This is a genomic window from Serratia sp. GW822-FHT06E05 (assembly GCF_058799445.1).
In genome coordinates, this window is sequence record NZ_JBXALM010000010.1 from 127,760 (window position 1) to 146,558 (window position 18,799).

16 protein-coding genes are annotated in these 18,799 nt (G+C 50.0%); 9 read left to right on the forward strand and 7 right to left on the reverse strand.

Annotation, left to right across the window (positions count from 1 at the left end; all coding sequences use genetic code 11):
* Positions 1-24: 24 nt before the first annotated feature.
* Complete coding sequence (locus tag AC1RKC_RS20315; protein WP_273850193.1) at positions 25-969, reverse strand: LysR family transcriptional regulator; 945 nt, start codon at positions 967-969, stop codon at positions 25-27.
* Between the two features lie 148 nt (positions 970-1,117).
* Between AC1RKC_RS20315 and AC1RKC_RS20320 the strand changes: the two genes are divergently transcribed.
* Complete coding sequence (locus AC1RKC_RS20320) at positions 1,118-1,507, forward strand: tautomerase family protein (RefSeq protein WP_020828433.1); 390 nt, start codon at positions 1,118-1,120, stop codon at positions 1,505-1,507.
* A gap of 42 nt (positions 1,508-1,549) precedes the next feature.
* Here the strand turns inward: AC1RKC_RS20320 and AC1RKC_RS20325 are convergent, their stop codons facing one another.
* The gene (locus AC1RKC_RS20325; protein ID WP_046372737.1) at positions 1,550-3,316 is read right to left on the reverse strand and encodes an ABCB family ABC transporter ATP-binding protein/permease; all 1,767 of its coding nucleotides are present in this window, start codon (positions 3,314-3,316) and stop codon (positions 1,550-1,552) included.
* Positions 3,317-3,570: 254 nt separating this feature from the next.
* Positions 3,571-4,248, reverse strand: coding sequence for a hydrolase (locus AC1RKC_RS20330; protein ID WP_020828435.1), 678 nt, complete (start codon positions 4,246-4,248; stop codon positions 3,571-3,573).
* Positions 4,249-4,516: 268 nt separating this feature from the next.
* Between AC1RKC_RS20330 and AC1RKC_RS20335 the strand changes: the two genes are divergently transcribed.
* The 5 genes from AC1RKC_RS20335 (at position 4,517) to AC1RKC_RS20355 (ending at position 8,568) form a co-directional block, all read left to right on the forward strand.
* Entirely contained in the window at positions 4,517-5,389 is an 873-nt protein-coding gene (locus tag AC1RKC_RS20335) for a LysR substrate-binding domain-containing protein (protein WP_258090640.1), read from the forward strand.
* A gap of 116 nt (positions 5,390-5,505) precedes the next feature.
* On the forward strand, positions 5,506-6,075 hold the full coding sequence (locus AC1RKC_RS20340) for an HdeD family acid-resistance protein (RefSeq protein ID WP_020828437.1): 570 nt from the start codon (positions 5,506-5,508) through the stop codon (positions 6,073-6,075).
* A 155-nt stretch (positions 6,076-6,230) separates the two neighbouring features.
* Positions 6,231-7,163: a curved DNA-binding protein gene (cbpA, locus tag AC1RKC_RS20345; RefSeq protein WP_020828438.1), complete on the forward strand. Its 933-nt coding sequence runs from the start codon at positions 6,231-6,233 to the stop codon at positions 7,161-7,163.
* Positions 7,156-7,461, forward strand: a complete 306-nt coding sequence (gene cbpM / locus AC1RKC_RS20350) for a chaperone modulator CbpM (protein WP_020828439.1) — start codon at positions 7,156-7,158, stop codon at positions 7,459-7,461. Before cbpA ends, cbpM begins: the two co-directional genes overlap by 8 nt.
* Before the next feature lie 978 nt (positions 7,462-8,439).
* Positions 8,440-8,568 (forward strand): hypothetical protein, encoded by a 129-nt coding sequence (locus tag AC1RKC_RS20355; RefSeq protein ID WP_020828440.1) that lies wholly within the window; start codon positions 8,440-8,442, stop codon positions 8,566-8,568.
* 109 nt (positions 8,569-8,677) lie between these two features.
* Here the strand turns inward: AC1RKC_RS20355 and AC1RKC_RS20360 are convergent, their stop codons facing one another.
* The 3 genes from AC1RKC_RS20360 to AC1RKC_RS20370 form a co-directional block, all read right to left on the reverse strand.
* Positions 8,678-8,983: a type II toxin-antitoxin system RelB/DinJ family antitoxin gene (locus AC1RKC_RS20360; RefSeq protein ID WP_020828441.1), complete on the reverse strand. Its 306-nt coding sequence runs from the start codon at positions 8,981-8,983 to the stop codon at positions 8,678-8,680.
* 203 nt (positions 8,984-9,186) lie between these two features.
* Positions 9,187-9,597 carry an Hpt domain-containing protein gene (locus AC1RKC_RS20365; protein ID WP_493092745.1) on the reverse strand — a complete coding sequence of 137 codons (411 nt, stop codon included), beginning with the start codon at positions 9,595-9,597 and terminating at the stop codon, positions 9,187-9,189.
* Complete coding sequence (locus AC1RKC_RS20370; protein ID WP_020828443.1) at positions 9,594-10,220, reverse strand: response regulator; 627 nt, start codon at positions 10,218-10,220, stop codon at positions 9,594-9,596. The genes AC1RKC_RS20365 and AC1RKC_RS20370 overlap by 4 nt, the downstream gene beginning before the upstream one ends.
* Positions 10,221-10,867: 647 nt before the next feature.
* Here AC1RKC_RS20370 and AC1RKC_RS20375 point away from each other — a divergent pair.
* On the forward strand, positions 10,868-15,289 hold the full coding sequence (locus tag AC1RKC_RS20375; protein WP_493092744.1) for a transporter substrate-binding domain-containing protein: 4,422 nt from the start codon (positions 10,868-10,870) through the stop codon (positions 15,287-15,289).
* Positions 15,290-15,339: 50 nt separating this feature from the next.
* On the opposite strand, the gene AC1RKC_RS20380 is transcribed toward AC1RKC_RS20375, so the two are convergent.
* Positions 15,340-16,071: a FadR/GntR family transcriptional regulator gene (locus tag AC1RKC_RS20380; protein ID WP_046372732.1), complete on the reverse strand. Its 732-nt coding sequence runs from the start codon at positions 16,069-16,071 to the stop codon at positions 15,340-15,342.
* A 446-nt stretch (positions 16,072-16,517) separates the two neighbouring features.
* Between AC1RKC_RS20380 and AC1RKC_RS20385 the strand changes: the two genes are divergently transcribed.
* A complete protein-coding gene (locus tag AC1RKC_RS20385; protein WP_046372731.1) occupies positions 16,518-17,831 on the forward strand; it encodes an MFS transporter in 1,314 nt (437 codons plus the stop codon).
* 9 nt (positions 17,832-17,840) lie between these two features.
* Entirely contained in the window at positions 17,841-18,779 is a 939-nt protein-coding gene (locus AC1RKC_RS20390) for a 2-hydroxyacid dehydrogenase (protein WP_116691823.1), read from the forward strand.
* The last annotated feature ends 20 nt before the right edge of the window (positions 18,780-18,799 follow it).

Here is an 18,799-nt window from a genome sequence, read left to right on the forward strand (position 1 = left end):
GCGGCTCCTGAAGCCGCCAGGCACTCAGCGGATGAAAAACCCTTCGGCAAAGGCGCTGCGCAAATAACGGCTGAACTCCGTCACTGCTCGCGATACCTGCGGCGCATAGGGGCGCACTACATAAAGACTGTCGGCAAAAGCACCTATAGGGCGCCAGGCCGGCAGTACCTCAATCAACCGGCCGTCCGCCAATGCCTGCTGCGCACTGAAGTCCGGCAGCAAGGCAATACCCAGCCCTTCTGCCGCCGCATCACGTATCGATTCACTGTTGTTGGTGGCAAAAGGACCGCTGACCGGCACGAGGGTCTTTTCAGCTTGGCCCGGCAGCCCCTGTTTCGCGACGAAGCTCCACTCCGGCGCTTCGGTACCGCGGGGATAGTAAAGGCACTGGTGCCGTTGCAGCTCCGCCGGTGACGTCGGCATGCCGTGCTGTTTCAGGTAGTCGGCCGACGCCACGGCCACCGTTTCGGTTGAGCACAACCGCCAGGCGACGTGGGTGTCGGGCAGGCTGTCGCTGTGGCGGATCGCCAAATCAAAACCCTCGGTGGCCAACGACACCAGCCGATCCGAAACCTCAAGCTGCACCCGCACCTCAGGATTTTCGCGTAGAAAACCGGTAATACGCGGCACCAGTTGCTGGCGGGCAAACGCCACCGGCGCCGTGACCCGCACCGAACCGCGCAGCGGCCCGGCAGAATCGCAAATGCCGGAAAAGCTCTGTTTGATTTGTGCGAAAGGCTGGCGCAGTTCCTCGACCAGCCTCAGCCCGGCATCGGTCAGCCTGACGCTGCGAGTGGTGCGCTGCACCAACGGCACCCCTGCCAGCATTTCAATCTCTTTGATTTTTTGGCTCATGGCCGCTTTGCTGACGTCCAGCCGCTCTGCCGCACGGGTAAAACTCCCCTGCTCAGCCAATACGGTAAGCCAGTGCAAATGGGTCCACAGGGTTTCTATTTTTGGATTTTTCATCGTCGACTGTTCATTTATATAAACAATGAGTTCAAGTATAGCGCTTCTTCCCGCGCCAGCGCTTGGCTAAGATGGATCCTCAAAGGCGATGTCAAAACGCTGCCCTGCGCGCATCAATAACTATTAACCCACTGACAGGATTATTAAAATGCCATTACTCATCTTTGACGTCATCGAAGGTCGCAGCGATGCCCAACTGCAAACACTGCTCGACGCCGCCCACCGAGCCGTCCTCAGCGCCTTTGAGGTTCCCGTGCGGGACCGCTACCAGATTGTTCATGAAAATAAGGCTAAGCATATGGTGATTGAAGATACCGGCCTTAACCTGACGCGCACCCGCAATCTGGTGGTGGTTCGAGTGATTACCAGCCCGCGCCCCGAAGAACAAAAACAGAAGTTTTATGCCGAGCTTAGCCGTGAGCTGAAAGAAAGTTGTGGGATTGAAGGTAGTGATTTGATGGTGTCCATCACCACCAACAGCAAGGGAGACTGGAGCTTCGGCAACGGCGTGGCACAATACCTGACCGGTGATCTTTAGCGCGCCGTCCCCCAGACTGAGCATCGACTGGGGGACGCACTTTCAGGGCTGCTGCTCTTCGCTATATTGGTTTTGCCACATTGCAGCATAGCGGCCGTTGGCAGCCAGCAAGGCGTCATGCCGCCCACGCTCAACAATCTCACCGGCCTCCAGCACGATGATTTCGTCGGCATCCACCACCGTCGACAGCCGGTGCGCAATCACCAACGTGGTATGGTCGCGGCTCACTTCACGCAGATGCGCCTGGATTTCGCGTTCGGTCTGGGTATCCAGCGCACTGGTCGCCTCGTCGAACACCAGAATCGCCGGATTTTTCAGGATGGTGCGCGCAATCGCCACCCGCTGCTTTTCCCCACCCGACAGCTTGAGCCCGCGTTCGCCCACCCGAGTTTCATACCCGTCAGGCAGGCTGACAATAAACTCGTGAATATGCGCCAACCTAGCCGCGCGCTCGATCTCTTCCTGACTCGAACCGGTTTTACCGTAACCAATGTTGTAGCCCAACGTATCGTTGAACAACACGGTGTCCTGCGGCACGATGCCGATTGCCGCACGCAGGCTAGCCTGCTTCAGGCTGCGGATATCCTGGCCGTCAATCGAGACAGCGCCGCCGCTGACGTCATAAAAACGAAACAACAATCGGGATAGCGTGGATTTACCGGCCCCCGAAGCACCGACGATCGCCACCGTGTTGCCGGCCGGGATGGTGAAACTGACGTTTTTCAGGATCGGCCGACGCTCATCATAGCCAAAGCTGACCGAGTCAAAACGCACCTCCCCTGCGCGCAATTGCAGCGCCGTCGCATCCGGCCTGTCGACAATTTCCTGCTCTTCCTGCAGCAGATCGAACATGTTCTCCATGTCGATCAGCGCCTGTCTGACTTCAGCATAAATGAACCCGAAGAAATTCAGCGGCTGATAGAGCTGCAGCAGATAGGCATTCACCAATACAAAGTCGCCGACCGTCATCCGCCCCTGCACAATGCCCTGCGCCGCCATCGCCATCATCACGATCAGTCCGATGGAAATAATGGCGGTTTGTCCGAGGTTGATGGCGGTAAAACTGAACTGGTTTTTGATGGCGGCGTATTCATACAGGCGACGCGACATGTTGAACCGATCGGCCTCGAAGTCCTCGTTACCGAAATATTTAACCGTCTCGTAATTCAGCAGGCTGTCGAGTGATTTGCTGTTGGTATCGGCGTTGGCTCGGTTGAGCTCACGTCTGAAGCGGGTTCGCCAACTGACGGCCATCACGGTGAACAGAATATAGCAGCCAACCGTCACCACAATCGCCAGCGCAAACCAGCCGTTTAACAGATGCCACATGATCACCGAAACCAAGGTGATTTCGAACAGAATGGGGAAAATGGAGAACAGCAACCGCGAAAGCACCGTCGCCACCGCCTGAGTGCCGCGTTCGATCGACAGCGACAGCCCGCCGGTCTGCCGCTCCAGGTGAAAACGCAGGCTCAACGCGTGCAGTTGTCTGAAGACGCGTAGCCCCAGTAGCCGGGTCGCATTCTGGCTAACGTGCACGAACATCACGTTGCGTAATTCTTCAAATAACGCCCCCCCAACACGCGCCACGCCATAAGCCAGGATCAAGCCGATGGGAATGGCCAGCATTTTGGCGGTTTCACCGCTCAAGGCATCGACCATGGCTTTATAAGCCAGCGGCACCAGCGTGATACTGACCTTGGAGACCACCATAAAAACAAAGGCAATCACCAGGTAATAACGCAGCCGGGGGTTCTCTTTGGGCCACAGGTAGGGCAGCAGAAACTTCAATAAGCGGGAACGGTCCATATCAGGTATCTATTGTCTCGGTCAGCAGTGCGGCATGGTTTTTTATATTCTGGCACGTATGCCACGAAAAACCTTCGGCAATTCTCCGATGCGGCTCTTTTGAACCCTGATCACCTGAATGGCACACCTCGGTGGTGAGGAATGACATGATGTTTACATCCCTGCTGCATACATGCGCGGGCCTAATGCCCAGCCCGAAGTATCGACGCAATGGCCCCCATGGCATTAGGCTGACCATGGAGGCGCACAGCGATTTATTTCTCCGAGTCTAAGGTTTCGTGATGCGTGATGACGTCTTGCGCCTTGTTATAGCTCTCGATAAGCAATTGATATGACGGGAAGATCAAGGTGTAGATCTCGGCCCACTGTGCCGCATCCTCACGATTCCAGGTTTGTTGAATCTCTGACGCCACAGCCCCGGTATCCATAGGGACAGCGCCGGCCTGAACCACCCGCGCCAGGGTAATTTCCTGCGCCATTTTTGAGTAGGTACCGGACGCATCGACCACGACGAACACCTGATAACCGTCGGCAATTGCGCTAATAGCCGGGAAAGCCATACAGACACTGGTAATGGTACCGGCAATAATCAGCTGTTTTTTCCCGGTGGCCTTCACCGCCTGCACGAAGTCGGCATTATCCCAGGCATTAATCTGGCCGGTGCGTGCCACGTATTGCGCATGCGGTGCGTTCGCATGGATTTCCGGGATCAGTGGCCCATTTGGCCCCTGTGGCACCGAAGCCGTGGTAATCACTGGCATGTTGGCCAGCGTGGCAATTTTCGCCAGAGCGGTCGCATGGCGGCGCAGGTCGGGCATCGGCATATCGCCGATGGTTTGAAATAAGCCGCTTTGGTGGTCGATCAGCAGCATTACGGCATCGGCCGGGTTGATTACCGGACGCTGGTTATTAAAGTTTGCTGGGGCACTCATAGATCCTCACTTGTTCATCCTGAAACGTTAGCGGTCAAAGAGCTGCTTTTCCTGAACTCAGCAGGCTAAAGCGAGTCATTAAATTTAGGCGACTGGAATATGACAGTTCCGATTGTCCAAGGCTTTTCATCGATATAGCATGCACTTATGAATGGAAGCCTCATATTTAACCTAGCAATGAATCAAATCGGCAAACAGGCCAATTATTGGAAATGAGTGTTTCATCAATGGGAAAATGGTCTTTATGATAGATTTCAATGAAATGTTTATGTTTGCCAAGGTTATTGAATGCGGAGGCTTCCTTGCTGCAAGTAAGAAATTTGGTATCCCCAAATCCACGCTGTCCCGAAAAATATCCGCACTTGAACAACGCCTTAATGTCAGACTGATACAACGATCAACCCGAAATATAATGATCACGGAAATCGGTAAGGAATATTACCAATATTGCGTGCAAATGATCGCTGCGGCAGAAAAAGCGGAAAACCTGATCAATAACAAAAGTGACCAACCCACGGGTAAAATCAGGATTACCTGCCCCACGATTCTTATGGATCTCGGCCTGTCAAAAACCCTGGCGAAATTTATGCAGGCTTACCCCGAGGTGGTACTTCAGGTAAAAATATTCAATCGTGACGTGGATATTATTGCAGAGGGGTACGACATCTCATTTCAACTGATGGGCAAAGAATCCAAAAACAGCAATCTGATTATGCGAAAAATTGCCGACATCTCCTCTTCTTTTATGCTGAACCCTGCCGGCAGGATCCACCCCAACCAGGTGCAAGAACCGTCAGATCTGCATCAACTCCCCACCGTTGGCTGGCTATCTTCCCATTTTCAATCCGCATGGACGTTCAACAAAGAAGGCCGGGAAGTCAAGATAAGCAATGAGTCCTGCCTGCTGTGTGACGACATCAGATTACTCAAAGAGGCGATTCTTTGCGGCAGGGCTACGGGTTGTTTGCCGCTAAAGCTGGTACGTCAGGAAATTCACGATGGCACCCTGACAACCGTGCTGAATGATTGGCAACTGGAGCCGCGCAAAATTGTCGCTATTTATCCTTCGCGCCAGGGCCTGCTGCCCGCCGTCAGGGCATTGATCGACTTCGTTGTCGAAGATTTCGCACAGGATGGCTGACTTATTCGATTGAAAACAACGATTACGCACAATTATCCTCCCGCACTTGGCGACAGGTATTATAATAAAAAAGACAATACGAGATAGGATATCCAAACAGTTTAAGGAGATACGTCATGTTAAATATGGGTCCACGCCATTCGCTGATTATCGATGAACAAAGTTTAAAGAAACAACGTACCCCGCTGTTAATCATCTCTATATTGCTGCTGTTAGGCGGTATTTTTTGCCTGTTCAGCCCCTTCGCCTCCGGCGCCGCGCTGAGTATGGTCATGGGCATTTTCTTGCTGCTGAGTGGGTTCGGTCTGATTTTCGGCATGATAGCTAACCGAGTACAAAATACCTGGCCGATGATCGGCGGTATTCTGCTAGGGGTCGCTTACCTTATTATCGGCTACGTGTTTATCACCACCCCGGCGGTAGGCATTTTCGCCATGGCGGTCTATCTTGCCGTACTCTTCGCTCTGGGCGGCATCGTACGACTGATTGCTGGCTACAAATTACGTGATGTCAGCGGCAGTTGGCTGCAGTACGTGATTGGTATTTTGGATCTGATCATTGCCTGGATGCTGTTCAGCGCCGATCCTATGACTTCCGTCGTACTGGTCACCACCATTGTCGGTATCGAAATGCTGTTCAGCTCTTTTGGCCTGTTCCAGGTTGCTCGCCAACTGAAGCGCTCGTGATTTCAGGCGGGGCCACTCGGCTCCGCTTTTCTACCGCACAGCCGACAATTACCCCGATACATCGGCGGCCAAGTGCCCTAATATTAGTAAGGTTTCACGCAAAGCAGGTTCAACTACTCCCCCCTGACGAAAGATTGAAATGAGATGATAACGCTATGGAATTCAAGGACTATTATACCATTTTAGGGGTCAAACCATCAGATGACATCAAGGCGATAAAAACCGCCTATCGCCGGTTGGCGCGAAAGTATCATCCTGATGTCAGCACAGAAAAAAATGCCGAGGCACAGTTTAAAGAAGTGGCCGAAGCCTACGAGGTGCTGAAAGATGACGAGCGCCGTGCTGAATATGATCAACTGCGTCAACATCGTAATGACCCTAACTTCGGCCGCCAAACCCAGCATGCTCACGCAAATGCAAATAATGCCGAAGACTTTTCCGACATCTTTTCCTCCATGTTCGGCGAACATGCGCGCGGCCAGCGTCAGCGCCAAAGCCGAGCCATGCGCGGGCAAGATATTGAAATGGAAGTGGCCGTCTTCCTGGAAGAAACGCTGGCCGAGCAAGCCCGCACCATCCGCTATAGCCTGCCGGTCTATAACGCCTTTGGCATGGTGGAGCAGGAAATCCCTAAAACCCTTAATGTGAAGATCCCTGCCGGCGTAGGCGACGGCGAACGCATTCGCCTGAAGGGCCAGGGCGGCCCGGGGATAGACGGCGGTGCGAATGGCGATCTCTACCTTATCATCCGCATTGCGCCACACCCCATGTTCGACGTCGTAGGCCACGACCTGGAAATTGTGTTGCCGATTGCCCCTTGGGAAGCTGCGCTCGGCGCCAAGGTGCCAGTCCCTACTCTCAAAGACAGTATTTTGTTGACCATCCCTGCCGGTAGCCAAACCGGACAACGTCTGCGCGTTAAAGGGAAAGGCTTGGTCAGTAAAAAAGAAACCGGCGATTTGTATGCCGTGATCAAGGTTGTGATGCCGCCGAAGCCGGACGAAAAGAGTGCTGCACTGTGGCAACAGCTGGCGGAAACTCAGACGAGCTTTGATCCGCGCAAAGAGTGGAGTAAGCAAAATGGCTAACCTAAAAGTAACCTTCACCATTACCGAGTTTTGTCTGCATACCGGCGTGACAGAAGAAGAGCTAACGGAGATTGTCGGGCTGGGCGTGATAGAGCCGCGCAACCCGGCAACGGAAGAGTGGATCTTTGACGATCGCGCCTTGATCACTTTTCATCGAGCTCAGCAATTGCACCATGAACTTGCGCTGGACTGGCCAGGTATTGCCGTCACCCTGACGTTGCTCGAAGAGATTGAGCAGTTACGTAAAGAGAACAGCCAGTTGCACCAACGGCTGGCGCGATTCGTTACCAGGCCCTGACAGGGCGAAAACAGCCCATTGCATCGCGCCCACCTTCGCTCAGAAAAACAATTTCGTTGCAATAAATCCGCTGAGCGAATGGAGGGCGATAAAAATAGGCTTTAACTACTTAAAATAAGCGTTCATGTTTTTTAATAAGCACTGTTAATAAAGACATGTCATTAAAAACAGTATTGACACTGTTTGATAAACCCGTAGATTGGTAATCAACAGCAGCGTAATGATAGCAGCTGTTAATAGTAAAAGTGTTAAGTAAGTTATTATTAAGTTATTTTGCGATAAAGGCCACGAAGTTTTTTAGTATGGGTCATCGATGCTGAGAGAAGTTACAGTCTTGCTCGATGAAGCTTTAAGGCCACGTTGTAAGTACCGACAATCGCAGGGTGTGTACCAAAATGCGATGATGTAAGGCCATGATAGAACTGTTTTTTGTTTGCGATCAATGAGTAAGACAGTGAAAGCGGATCGCAATAGAAGTGAGGCTATGCATCAAAGAATAGATATCGCGAGGGGAGATGTACGAGTTGAGATGCCATACCTTTGATTATTTTGGTAGGCGGTAATGTGAACTGGTAAATATAGGGGAGGTTTGAGTTAACCCAATATTATCTGTGATTAACCTGTACATTTAGTGTAGAACTTTAGCAGTAAATAATAGTAAGTTCATTAATGTTAAATCAGAAGTCAATAGTACCTTAAAAGCCCTGGCTGCAACGGTCAGGGCTTTTATCATTTATGGCGACATAGCCAGCAGTTTGACTTACCCTGCTATTAGACGACAGTCCCCCCCCTCGGCAATGTCACCTCTCCTGCTAGGCCAGTGCCACTCTCACTTCGCCCACTGATTGATTTTTCACCTTCACCCGCCCCCATGTTTAGGATTTTTACCCAAAAGAGCGCATTAAATGTAATGTTGTTAGGACTTATCTTAAAATGCAGGCGAGGATCTTTTTAAGTATGTGGCTGCCAGGGAAAAAGATGAGCGAGAAACAGCGTAAATCGGGCTATCAGGTTGAGTATGGGGAACAATGGAAGCCGGAAAAAACCTCTGCGTGGTTTTGGATCCTGCTGATTGCTATTATCGGTATTTTGGTTGCCATTTCATGATGATAGTAGGCCAAGAATCAAAATGACTGCAACTGAGGGAATACCTCAGCGGCCCACCCCGCTGAGTAGAGTAAAGCAATATTTATAGCTCGCAGTGGCACATGAAAAACTAACGTTGATTTCTATGGTTAAGCATTTTACCCATTTTCTCTGATTTATACTGCGAATAATTCCGCTGGGTTTCAGGGTATTCCAATTGGGATAGAATATCATTGTAAGCCTGATAGCAAGGTTGTTCGCGGCTGGCGTTACTGCCATTGAGCAGTTCTTCCGGCATCGCCCCTTCTTTGACTATACGTTTAAGGAACATTCGAATACCTTCAGAAACTGTCATCCCCATCTCTTTGAAGACCGCTTCCGCGCGCTCTTTTAAGTTGGTGTCAATTCGGGCCTGCACAATACTGTCGCGTGTCATAAAACCTCCTGGTGACATTTATCTCATCCTGATAAAGGCATTATTGCGCTGGCAGCGGCGGATAAACATAAGAACTACGCTCTGCTGTTTGACGCTATTGACGGTTTTTATGAAAGCAATAACCATATTGTGTGTAAGGAAAGGATGACAGAAACGTAAAGCGGCGTTAGATGATCTGCCGCCATACCTTCACCGCATCGGAGCTAGCGCAAGTCGCGCAAACACCTGTCGAGCGATGATATTAATAATTCTATTTTCTTCAATCCGCTATGAATGTCTTCGACGCTCATTTTGGCCAATTGTTGGCTCTCTAGTATCACACAGGCTGCGGCAATTTCTTTCGCACACACGGTTTGCGCGGAGCCTTTTAAGCGATGCACGGTTCTGGCCAATGCAACCCGATCGCCTTCTCTTGCCTGAGTCTGAGCGACGACAATCTCCTTCATATTTTCTTCATTGGCTAAGTAAAGTAGGTTATTAATGAAAGAGAGATCGTTACCGGCAAGTAGAAATAACCGGTTAATATCCACATGGGCAGCGAGTGACGACAGAGAGTCACCTGGACTATTTTTATTTACGTCGTCTTCATGTATTTTTTCATTCAAAATATTCAATCCAAATTATTTCTTATACAAAATTCATAAGTTTCCATCATACTATTCAGTTCCAGCTTGGCCATGACTCTTCTTTTATAAGTGCCTACCGTTTTGTCACTTATATTCATCTGCAAACCAATATCAACCAGCCTCATCCCTTTGGCCAAATAACGTAGCACCTGTAGCTCTTTCGTGGAAAGATTGGCAATAGCATGCTTGTCTTTATCTTCAGCCGGCTGCAGTGCGTGTTGCCGTGCCTGTTTCAAGGGAAAATAACCATAACCCGCGTTAATTGCCGCCACAGCGCTGTGCAGATCAAATAAGTTGTTTGCCTTACTGATGAAACCATCCGCCCCGGCACTGACACAATTTTTAATATAAAAAGGTTCGTCCTTTCCTGACAGCATCAGGATACTTCCGCTGAACTTACGCTTGCGCAAACGCTGTACCAGTTCGATTCCGCTGATAGAGTGAATGTCAATATCAACGATAACCAGGTCAGGTTTATGTTCCTCAATTAATGATAACGCCTCCAAACCATCACCTGTTTCACTAATTACCCTAAGGCCTTCTTTTTCCAACAACACTTTAATGGCAAAACGCGTGACAGGATGGTCGTCGACAACCAAAACGCTTTTCATCGGTAACTACCTCTTTATTTTATTCTATTCATTACGGCCCTGGACCACCCAAAAAAAATCATAAAAAAATATTAAATTTCAGATCAACGGTAGTACTGTTTACAATGAAAGAAAATCACATCCATTATCTTATATTAAACCTCAAAAATCATTCACCGCAACAATGAATCATACTATAGCTCCGAGGCTGCCACCACAGTGAAAACCCTCTTACCCTATGTTTTTATTGAGTATATTTAAAATATTAAGATACGACACCCATTATTCTGCTCTTGTGAAGATCATATCATTATTGCGAATCTGCCGCCTATGTACCCTGAAAAATGCGAGTCACTCACAAATTAACCGGTGTAAGGGAAACATTACACAAAACGACGCCAACGATTACAAAACATTAAGGTAACACTTACATAATTGAAAGGGTGTTCTGATGGGTTCACTCATGACTCAGTTATAATCTACTGCAACAATATCTCAACTCTCCTTACCCTCCTCATGTCCATAAAGTTATTGTTTACCTCAATCTATTACGTTATCGCACAATGGATTAACAACAGATGCCTCATTTATCCAATATATAGTCTGCATATAGTCTTATAGTTATCGATGAATATTTATCACCATCGAATGAATCTGTAAAAATTTAAATGAATGTCTTCCTGCAGCCCCGCAGAACAAGAGGTGTTTTTTTGTTAGTAAACAATAGACTAGCTAATTGGTTTGTTCTGGCACGCAAAAATAGCTCCGTGGGCCTTGTTTTTTTGTTGGTGTTAACTCTTCTGGCGTTGGCGGTGCCGACCATTCACGCGGCAGAATTGACCTCGGAAGAAAAAGAGTGGCTTAGAGCCCATCCAGAGCTGCACGTCGGCACCTATGATGGAGGATTGCCCCCACTGGAAGATATGGTTAAAAACCAGTTAACCGGTTTTGCTCCCGACGTGCTTAACGAAGTCGCCAGTAGATTGAAATTGAAAGTAAAAGTGAAAGAGTATCAAAATCGTCTCGACATGATGCAGGCGCTGCAACGGAACGAAATCGACGTAGTCATGAACATGTCCCCGACGTTCTCTGGCGCCAAATATCTGCGCTACAGCCAGCCATACGGCGATAACGATCTGATCATTATCAGCGCCCGCGACAATCGCCATATCCTTGATCACTCAGATCTCGCCAAAGCTTCAGTTGCCGTCGTAACCGGTTCGCCTGAAGCTGCGTTGATTCCAGATGTGTATCCCGCGATCAGGCTACACGAATTCCCCAACCAGGCTGCCGCCATGCTCAGCGTCGAGCGAGGGGAAACCGACGCATTTATCGGCAATCGCTACACTATTCGCTACTATATTGCTCTTAACAAAAGCGAAGCCTTCCGTACCGTTGGCAATGCTTATTTGCCGTTGCAAACACTAAGATTCGCCTTTCCCCGTGAAAATCAGTTACTGGCCACCGCATTCGATGTCGCCATTACAGATATGGGTTGGCGCGAGCAACAGGCGTTATTTGAAAAGTGGGTGTCCCCCTTCCCCGCACGATTACCCAAAACGGAACGCATCAACCTGTCCCCCGACCAAATTACCTTGCTAAATCAACTGCCCTATCTGCAAGTCAGCAATCTGGAATCCTACCCACCGTTTTCTTTTCGCAATCAACATGGCGAACCCAGCGGGCTGGTCGAGGATTATTTCGATCTGATACGCCGCCAGTTGCAGCTTAAATCTGAGCGTGTCAGGGTACGTTCACTGAATGAATTGATGCGAATGATCAAAGAAGGCGAGATCGATATGGTCCCCGGTTTGCCGCCTACTGCAGAGCGTATGCAGTTCTTAGCGTTCAGCCAACCCTATGCACGTTTTCCGTTGATGATAGCAACACGAAAAGAAACCAGTAATATCGAGGGCATTGAGAGCCTCGGTAAGGCGCGGGTAGCGATATCCGAGGACGCAGAACCCATCCCGACGCTGCTGCGCAAAAATCCAAAGTTGATTCTGATTCACACCGATACAGCCGAGCAAGGTCTGCAGCTGTTGGCCGATCGCCAGGTGGATGCCTACATTGGCAACCTGGTGGTCACCGATCGCATTATTACCGAGCAGTACCCCAATATATTAAAGGTCGCGGCACCGACCGGTTATTATGCCGAGCTGGCGGTTGCGGTCACCAAAAAGTACGCCTACGTTATCCCATTGATCAACCAGGCCTTGGCTAATATCAGTACCGACCGCAAAGAGCAGATCCGCAGCGCCTGGTTCCCTATCACCTTTCAGGAAAACGTCGATCTTCTGATTATCATCAAGAGGATCCTGCCCGCCATATTGGCCGTCGGTTTTATTATGGCGCTGCTTATCATCGCCTACTGCCGCTTACGCAAAGAGACCCGCCGCAGGATCCTGGCCCAGATAACCCTGGCCGACCAGCTCAGCTTTCAACATGCACTGCTGGAAACCATCCCTTTTCCGGTATTAGGCAAGGATCACAACGATCGTTATATCGCAGTGAACAGCGCCTTTGAAAAACTGACCGGCCATGCGTCCGCACATATGTTGGGCAAAACGCCTGACGAATGCGGCTACATCGACGCCATCGTGTCACTGGAACGCGAGCCGGAAAACCGAGCAGCACTATCGGCCGAGGAAGGTATCCACCGCTCACTGCGCTATGCCAATGCCAAAGGAGAGCTACGGGAGGGATTGTTCTGGCTAAAACCCTTCTTCAGTGTTGACGGAGGGCCCGGCGGCAGCGTAACCGTGTTGGTTGACGTCACTGATATACGCCGCTCTGAAGAACGAGCACTGATCTCTGAAGCCCTGTTAACCGACGTGACCGAATCACTGCCGGTTACCGTATTTCAAGTCTGCCTATCGGTGGATGGCGATATGCGTTTTACCTACGTAGCAGGTGCCGCAGAAGCCACCTTCGGCTTATCTGCCGAAACCATGATGGCCGACCACAAAAGCTTCCACCAGCGAGTGAATGCCGAAGATCTGCCCATGCTGCAGGAAAATTTAATCCGCATGCAAGGCACGCTGGCCCCCTTCCAGAACGAGTTCCGTATGCAGGTCAAAAATAACCAGTGTTGGATACGCGTCAATTCAGGCAGAGGAAAACGCGAAAGCAACGGGGATGTACTGTGGGGCGGTTATTTTGAAGATATTACCCACTCCCGCCAGCAGGAACAGGCGCTGTTCGAAGCGAAAACCAAGGCTGAAGCCGCCGCCCGTGCCAAAGCCACCTTCCTTGCTACCATGAGCCATGAGATACGCACACCGGTACACGGCATTCTTGGCTGGTTGGAACTGCTGGAAAGAACCCAGTTGGATGATGAACAAAATAGAATGCTGAATACCGTGCAAAATTCTGCGCAGCATTTAACCCAAGTGATTGACGATATTCTTGATTTCTCCAAGCTGGAGGCGGGCCAGGTCTCACTGGAAAATTTGGCGATCGATATTCGAGTATTCCTGTCAGAACTGATGCAAACCCTCAGTCTGCAAGCGTTGAAAAAAAACCTGACCTTGCATCTTTATCTCGACAGTCGGGTCGCACAGAAACTGATGTTCGATCCGGTCCGATTGCGTCAAATTTTAATGAATTTTCTCAGTAACTCGCTGAAGTTTACCCGTTCAGGCCATATTACGTTGCAGTTAGTTCTCCTTGCCGATCAGCAAAGTCGGCAATGGTTGCGTTTCAGCGTCATCGATACCGGTATCGGCATTCCTGCAGACATGCAGCAGCAGCTGTTTCAACCTTTTCAGCAGGCAGAAGCGTCCACCACTCGTCGTTTTGGCGGTACCGGCCTGGGGTTAGCAATCTCCAAAGGGCTGGCACAGCAGATGAACGGGGAGCTCACCATGCTCAGTCAACCTGGTGAAGGTACCACCCTCAGTTTCGACGTTCATTTCGATGTTTATGCTCCTTCACCGGCGTTACCGGCGCTGTTGGGCACCCGCGTTACCCTATGGTGTGATGACAAGGTTATCACCCAAAACCTGCGGGAAATGTTGCTGGCGTTAGGCCTTACCGTCACCTGCCGGTCCGGCTCGCAGCAGACTGCGCTTATCCTGTCCGGCTGCGATCTGCTGTTTATAGAGGAAAACATGCTGGCAACGATTGCAATACCTGCCGCAGCCCGGGAAAAGGTGGTCACTCTGAGTATTAAACCGCGGTCTGACAATGCTGCGGACCGGCATACCCTCAATGTCACGCCATTATCCTGGGAAAGAGTGCACAAACTTTGCGTCACCCTGTTAATCGAGCAAAAAAAACAGGCGACAAGCTCCATGGCACTACCAGAAACAACCACCATCGATACCACCCTAAGCCGTGAACATGCTCTGGCGAACGGAAGTTTGATTTTGGTTGCCGAAGACCACCCTATCAGCCGAGAACTGATCAAGCATCAGCTGCAAATATTGGGTTATAGCTTTGATATTGTTGAGGATGGTCAGCAGGCTTTGCTGGCAATAGAAAGCACAAAATATGGCCTGGCGATTATCGATTGCCACATGCCCTATATCGACGGTCTGGAATTAAGTCGTCTGATCCGCAAAAAAGAGGCTGCGAATAATAGCGCAAGGCTGAAGATTGTCGCGCTGACAGCGGGCGTCCTGGAAGAGCAAGAAGATCAGTGTATTGCTGCCGGTATGGATGCTTACCTGACAAAACCCATTGATATTAAAGGGTTGAAGGATATTCTCACCCGTTATATTGCACCAAGAGCGGTAACTGCAACTGCATTCACTTCAGCTTGCTCAGAGGCGTCATTCAATATAGACATGGTCTCTTTGAATAAGCGATATGGTTCAGAAGAAAAAACCAGAGTGGTCGTGGGCATGATGCTTGGCAATCTGGAGCACGGGCTACATCAACTGGCCACAAGCCGTGCCTCAGCGCAGCAAGGGTTGATCGTGCGTCATTTGTCATTGGACCTGGGTGCGCTGAATTGCCATATGCTGGCCACGCGGGCGACAAGATTGGAAGCCAGGCTAAATCAGGGCAAAGCGAACCTCACCGATGATCTGCAGGATTTCAAACGGGCAATTGAGCAGTTGATCATGCAATTGCATATGCTGTAGCTACTGTTTCGCCGAAGCAAAAGCAATGCCCGGTGCCGACAGCTCTATTTTTAACTGATGTGTTCAAACATCTGCTGATAGTTTTGCCACGGGCTTTTTTGAGCTGCATGTTCGAGGATCAACCGCATGCGCCAGCGGGCAGCCTGCGGATCCTTGTTCTGTACCGCCACCAAGAGTTCACGATGTTCATGCACCGCTTCTTTGGTTAAGCGCACGTCGGCTTCCAACGTTTGTTTAAATGAAAATGACATGGCAGTGGCCAAAGCATTCCCTAATGAGCGCATAAAAGCATTGTGGCTGGCATCCAGCAATGCCAAATGAAAAGCGAGGTCGCCTTTCTCAAACAGGTGTTTTTTACCCAGTTTTTGGCCCTGCCCCATGATGTTACAGGCGTCATTCAAACGGATGATGTCCTCCTCCGTGGCATGGAGGGCGGCTAACGCGGCAATGTTAGGTTCAAATATCAAACGCGTAACTAACAGCTGTTCCATCAATGAGTGGTCGAACCCTTTTTCATCCAGCCAAGACATGACGTCAACATCCAGAAAGCTCCACCGATCCTGCGGGTTCACCGTACTGCGTTTCTTCGCCTGAATATTAATCAGTCCTTTGGCCGCTAATACTTGCAGCGCATTTCGTACCGTGGTGCGGGAAACGGCGTATTGTAGCGCCAAATCATTTTCGCCAGGCAGAGAATCACCGGCGCTCCAGTCACCATCCATGATTCGGCGAGATAATACGCTGATCAACGTTTCAGATATGCTGCAGTTTGTGGTTTTCATTGACAGGTGTTTCTTCTAATTAGTTTTTCAAGAAAGAATTTTAGCTTATTCATGACATGATTATATTGATCATTAACATAACACATTGCCGATTAACCCAAGTGATTTTACGTGATAGCATGCGCTAACAGGCAGCCCATACTGGAGAGGTTGTCAGGAACAGTGGAACGAGTCACGACATCCCAGAAAACAAAAATAAATAACGATTATTTTCAGCACATTAAAAACAGAATGACAACAATTAATACAATAACTATTTAAATAACCTACCAAAAACGCCACAAATTTTGGTGTAATTCCAACAAAAATAAAGATAACATGACCAAGCCAGTTATTATAAAGCGTTTGTAAAACTCAACCTTAGACACATAAAAACAACACAGAGATAAACACAAACGGAATAAAACAACATCTCTGCCATTTAACCCTACTACAGGCAAAATAAAATGGATAATGACCTTCATCTTTCAACCGTAAAGAAAATGAACCTAAGACTTATTCCATTCATCATGATTCTTTACTTAATCGCATATATAGATCGCGCTAACATTTCAGTCGCCGCATTACAAATGAATGCTGATTTAGCATTAACCGCAGAAATGTATGGCATTGCGGCTGGCATATTTTTTGTCTCTTATATCCTGTTTGAGATCCCCAGCAATATTATTCTCACCCGAGTGGGGGCTAAAATCTGGATCGCCCGCATTATGGTCACCTGGGGGGTGATTGCCATGGGAATGAGCTTGGTACAAACACCGCTGCAACTCTACACCATGCGTTTTCTGCTTGGCGTGGCGGAAGCCGGCTTTACGCCTGGGATCATTTACTACCTTTCCTGCTGGTATCCGCGCAGCGACCGCGCGCGTGCCATGTCGATGTTTTATATCGGTGCGGCACTGGCTTCGCTCATTGGGTTACCAATCTCCGGTGCCATTCTGCAGATGAATGATGTGCTGAATATCGCTGGCTGGCGCTGGCTATTCTTGCTTGAGGGGGCGCCGGCGATATTATTGGGTATCGTGGTTTACTTCTACCTGGACAACAAGCCGGAAGATGCCAAATGGCTGGGGCCACAGCAGCGGGCCTGGTTGGCAGGCGTACTGACACAAGAAGCCAAACAAACCCCTACGCAGCAAGAGCATCATTGGCAAGCTGCGTTCAAAAACCGCAAAGTGTGGCTACTGAGCCTGATGTGGTTGTTGCAAGCCTTTGGCACCATCGGCATCGGTTTATTTCTGCCATTGATCATCAAAGGCGTGGTCAGCGAGCAAAGCAATTTCATCATTACCCTACTTTCCGCCGTTCCCTTTTTGTTCGCCTGTATGTTTATGTACTTTAACGGTCACTATTCCGACACCCATCACGCCCGTGCTGTGCCATTGGGGTTACCGCTCATCCTTTCAGGCCTGTTGTTGTTGGCGGCAATTTACAGCACAAACATGGTAATAGCTTACGTTTTATTGGTTTTCACCATTGCGCTGAATTGGGCGATCATACCCATTTTCTGGGCAGTCACGACGGAAACGGTGTCCGGCGTAGCGGCAGCGGCTTCCATTGCGCTGATCAACGCCGTGGCTAATATCGTTGGGCTGGCGCTACCGCCGGTTATCGGTCGAATCAAAGATATGACCAGTAGCTATGATGCCGCCTTGATTATGGTGGCGATCGCCCTGGTACTGGGGGGAATTATCGGTTTACAAGTCGGACGTTGGAAACACATAGCTAAACTGCCGATACACCAAGATACGCCAGAACATTGAGGGGAAAGTATGGAAAACGTTATTTTGCAGATAGCGCCGGTGCCCATGCAATTGACTCAGCGCTTGCACCAGCACTTCACATTATTTAATGCTGCCCAGCTCACTACAGAACAACAGATTGAATTGATACCTCGGGTTCGTGTTTTACTAATCAACGGTGAAACCCCGTTGGACGACACCACTATGGCGCGCTATCCCAATCTGCAGTTGATCGCCGTTTTTGGTGTGGGGTATGAACGTGTAGATGCTCAAGCCGCCTACAAGCGTAATATTCAGATTAGCAATACGCCGGGTGTACTCACCGACGACGTTGCCGATTTGGCCTTTGGGCTGATGCTGGCGTGCTCCCGCCAGATTGTCGGTGCACAGCGCTTTATCGAACGCGGTGATTGGGCTGGCCAGAGCTACCGTTGGACAAACAAAGTCAGCGGTAGCCGGCTCGGCATTCTCGGCCTGGGTCGTATTGGTCGGGCTATCGCCCGGCGTGCTTCGGCGTTTGATATGTCGGTAAGCTATCACAGCCGTACTCAGTACGCGGACTTTGCAGGTGAGTACTGTGCAACGCCGCAAGCACTGGCGGCGCACTGTGATTTCCTGGTGGTGTGCGCTCCTGGGGGAGACGGTAGCCGCGATCTGGTCAATGCCGAGGTGTTACAGGCTCTCGGCCCCACGGGGATTTTAATCAATATCGCTCGCGGCTCGGTCGTAGATGAGGCTGCTTTGGTGAACGCCATTGAACATAAGTTGATTGCCGGCGCGGGGCTGGACGTGTTCTGCGATGAACCGCACGTGCCAGCTACGCTGCTGCAACGCGATAACGTGGTGATCACCCCGCATATGGGCAGCGCCACGGAAAGCACCCGTAAGGCAATGTCGGAGCTGGTTTACGAAAATATTAGCGCCTACTTTGCCGGCAAGCCTTTGCTTACTGCGACAGAAAAACCGTAACGGGCTCACATCACCCTTCT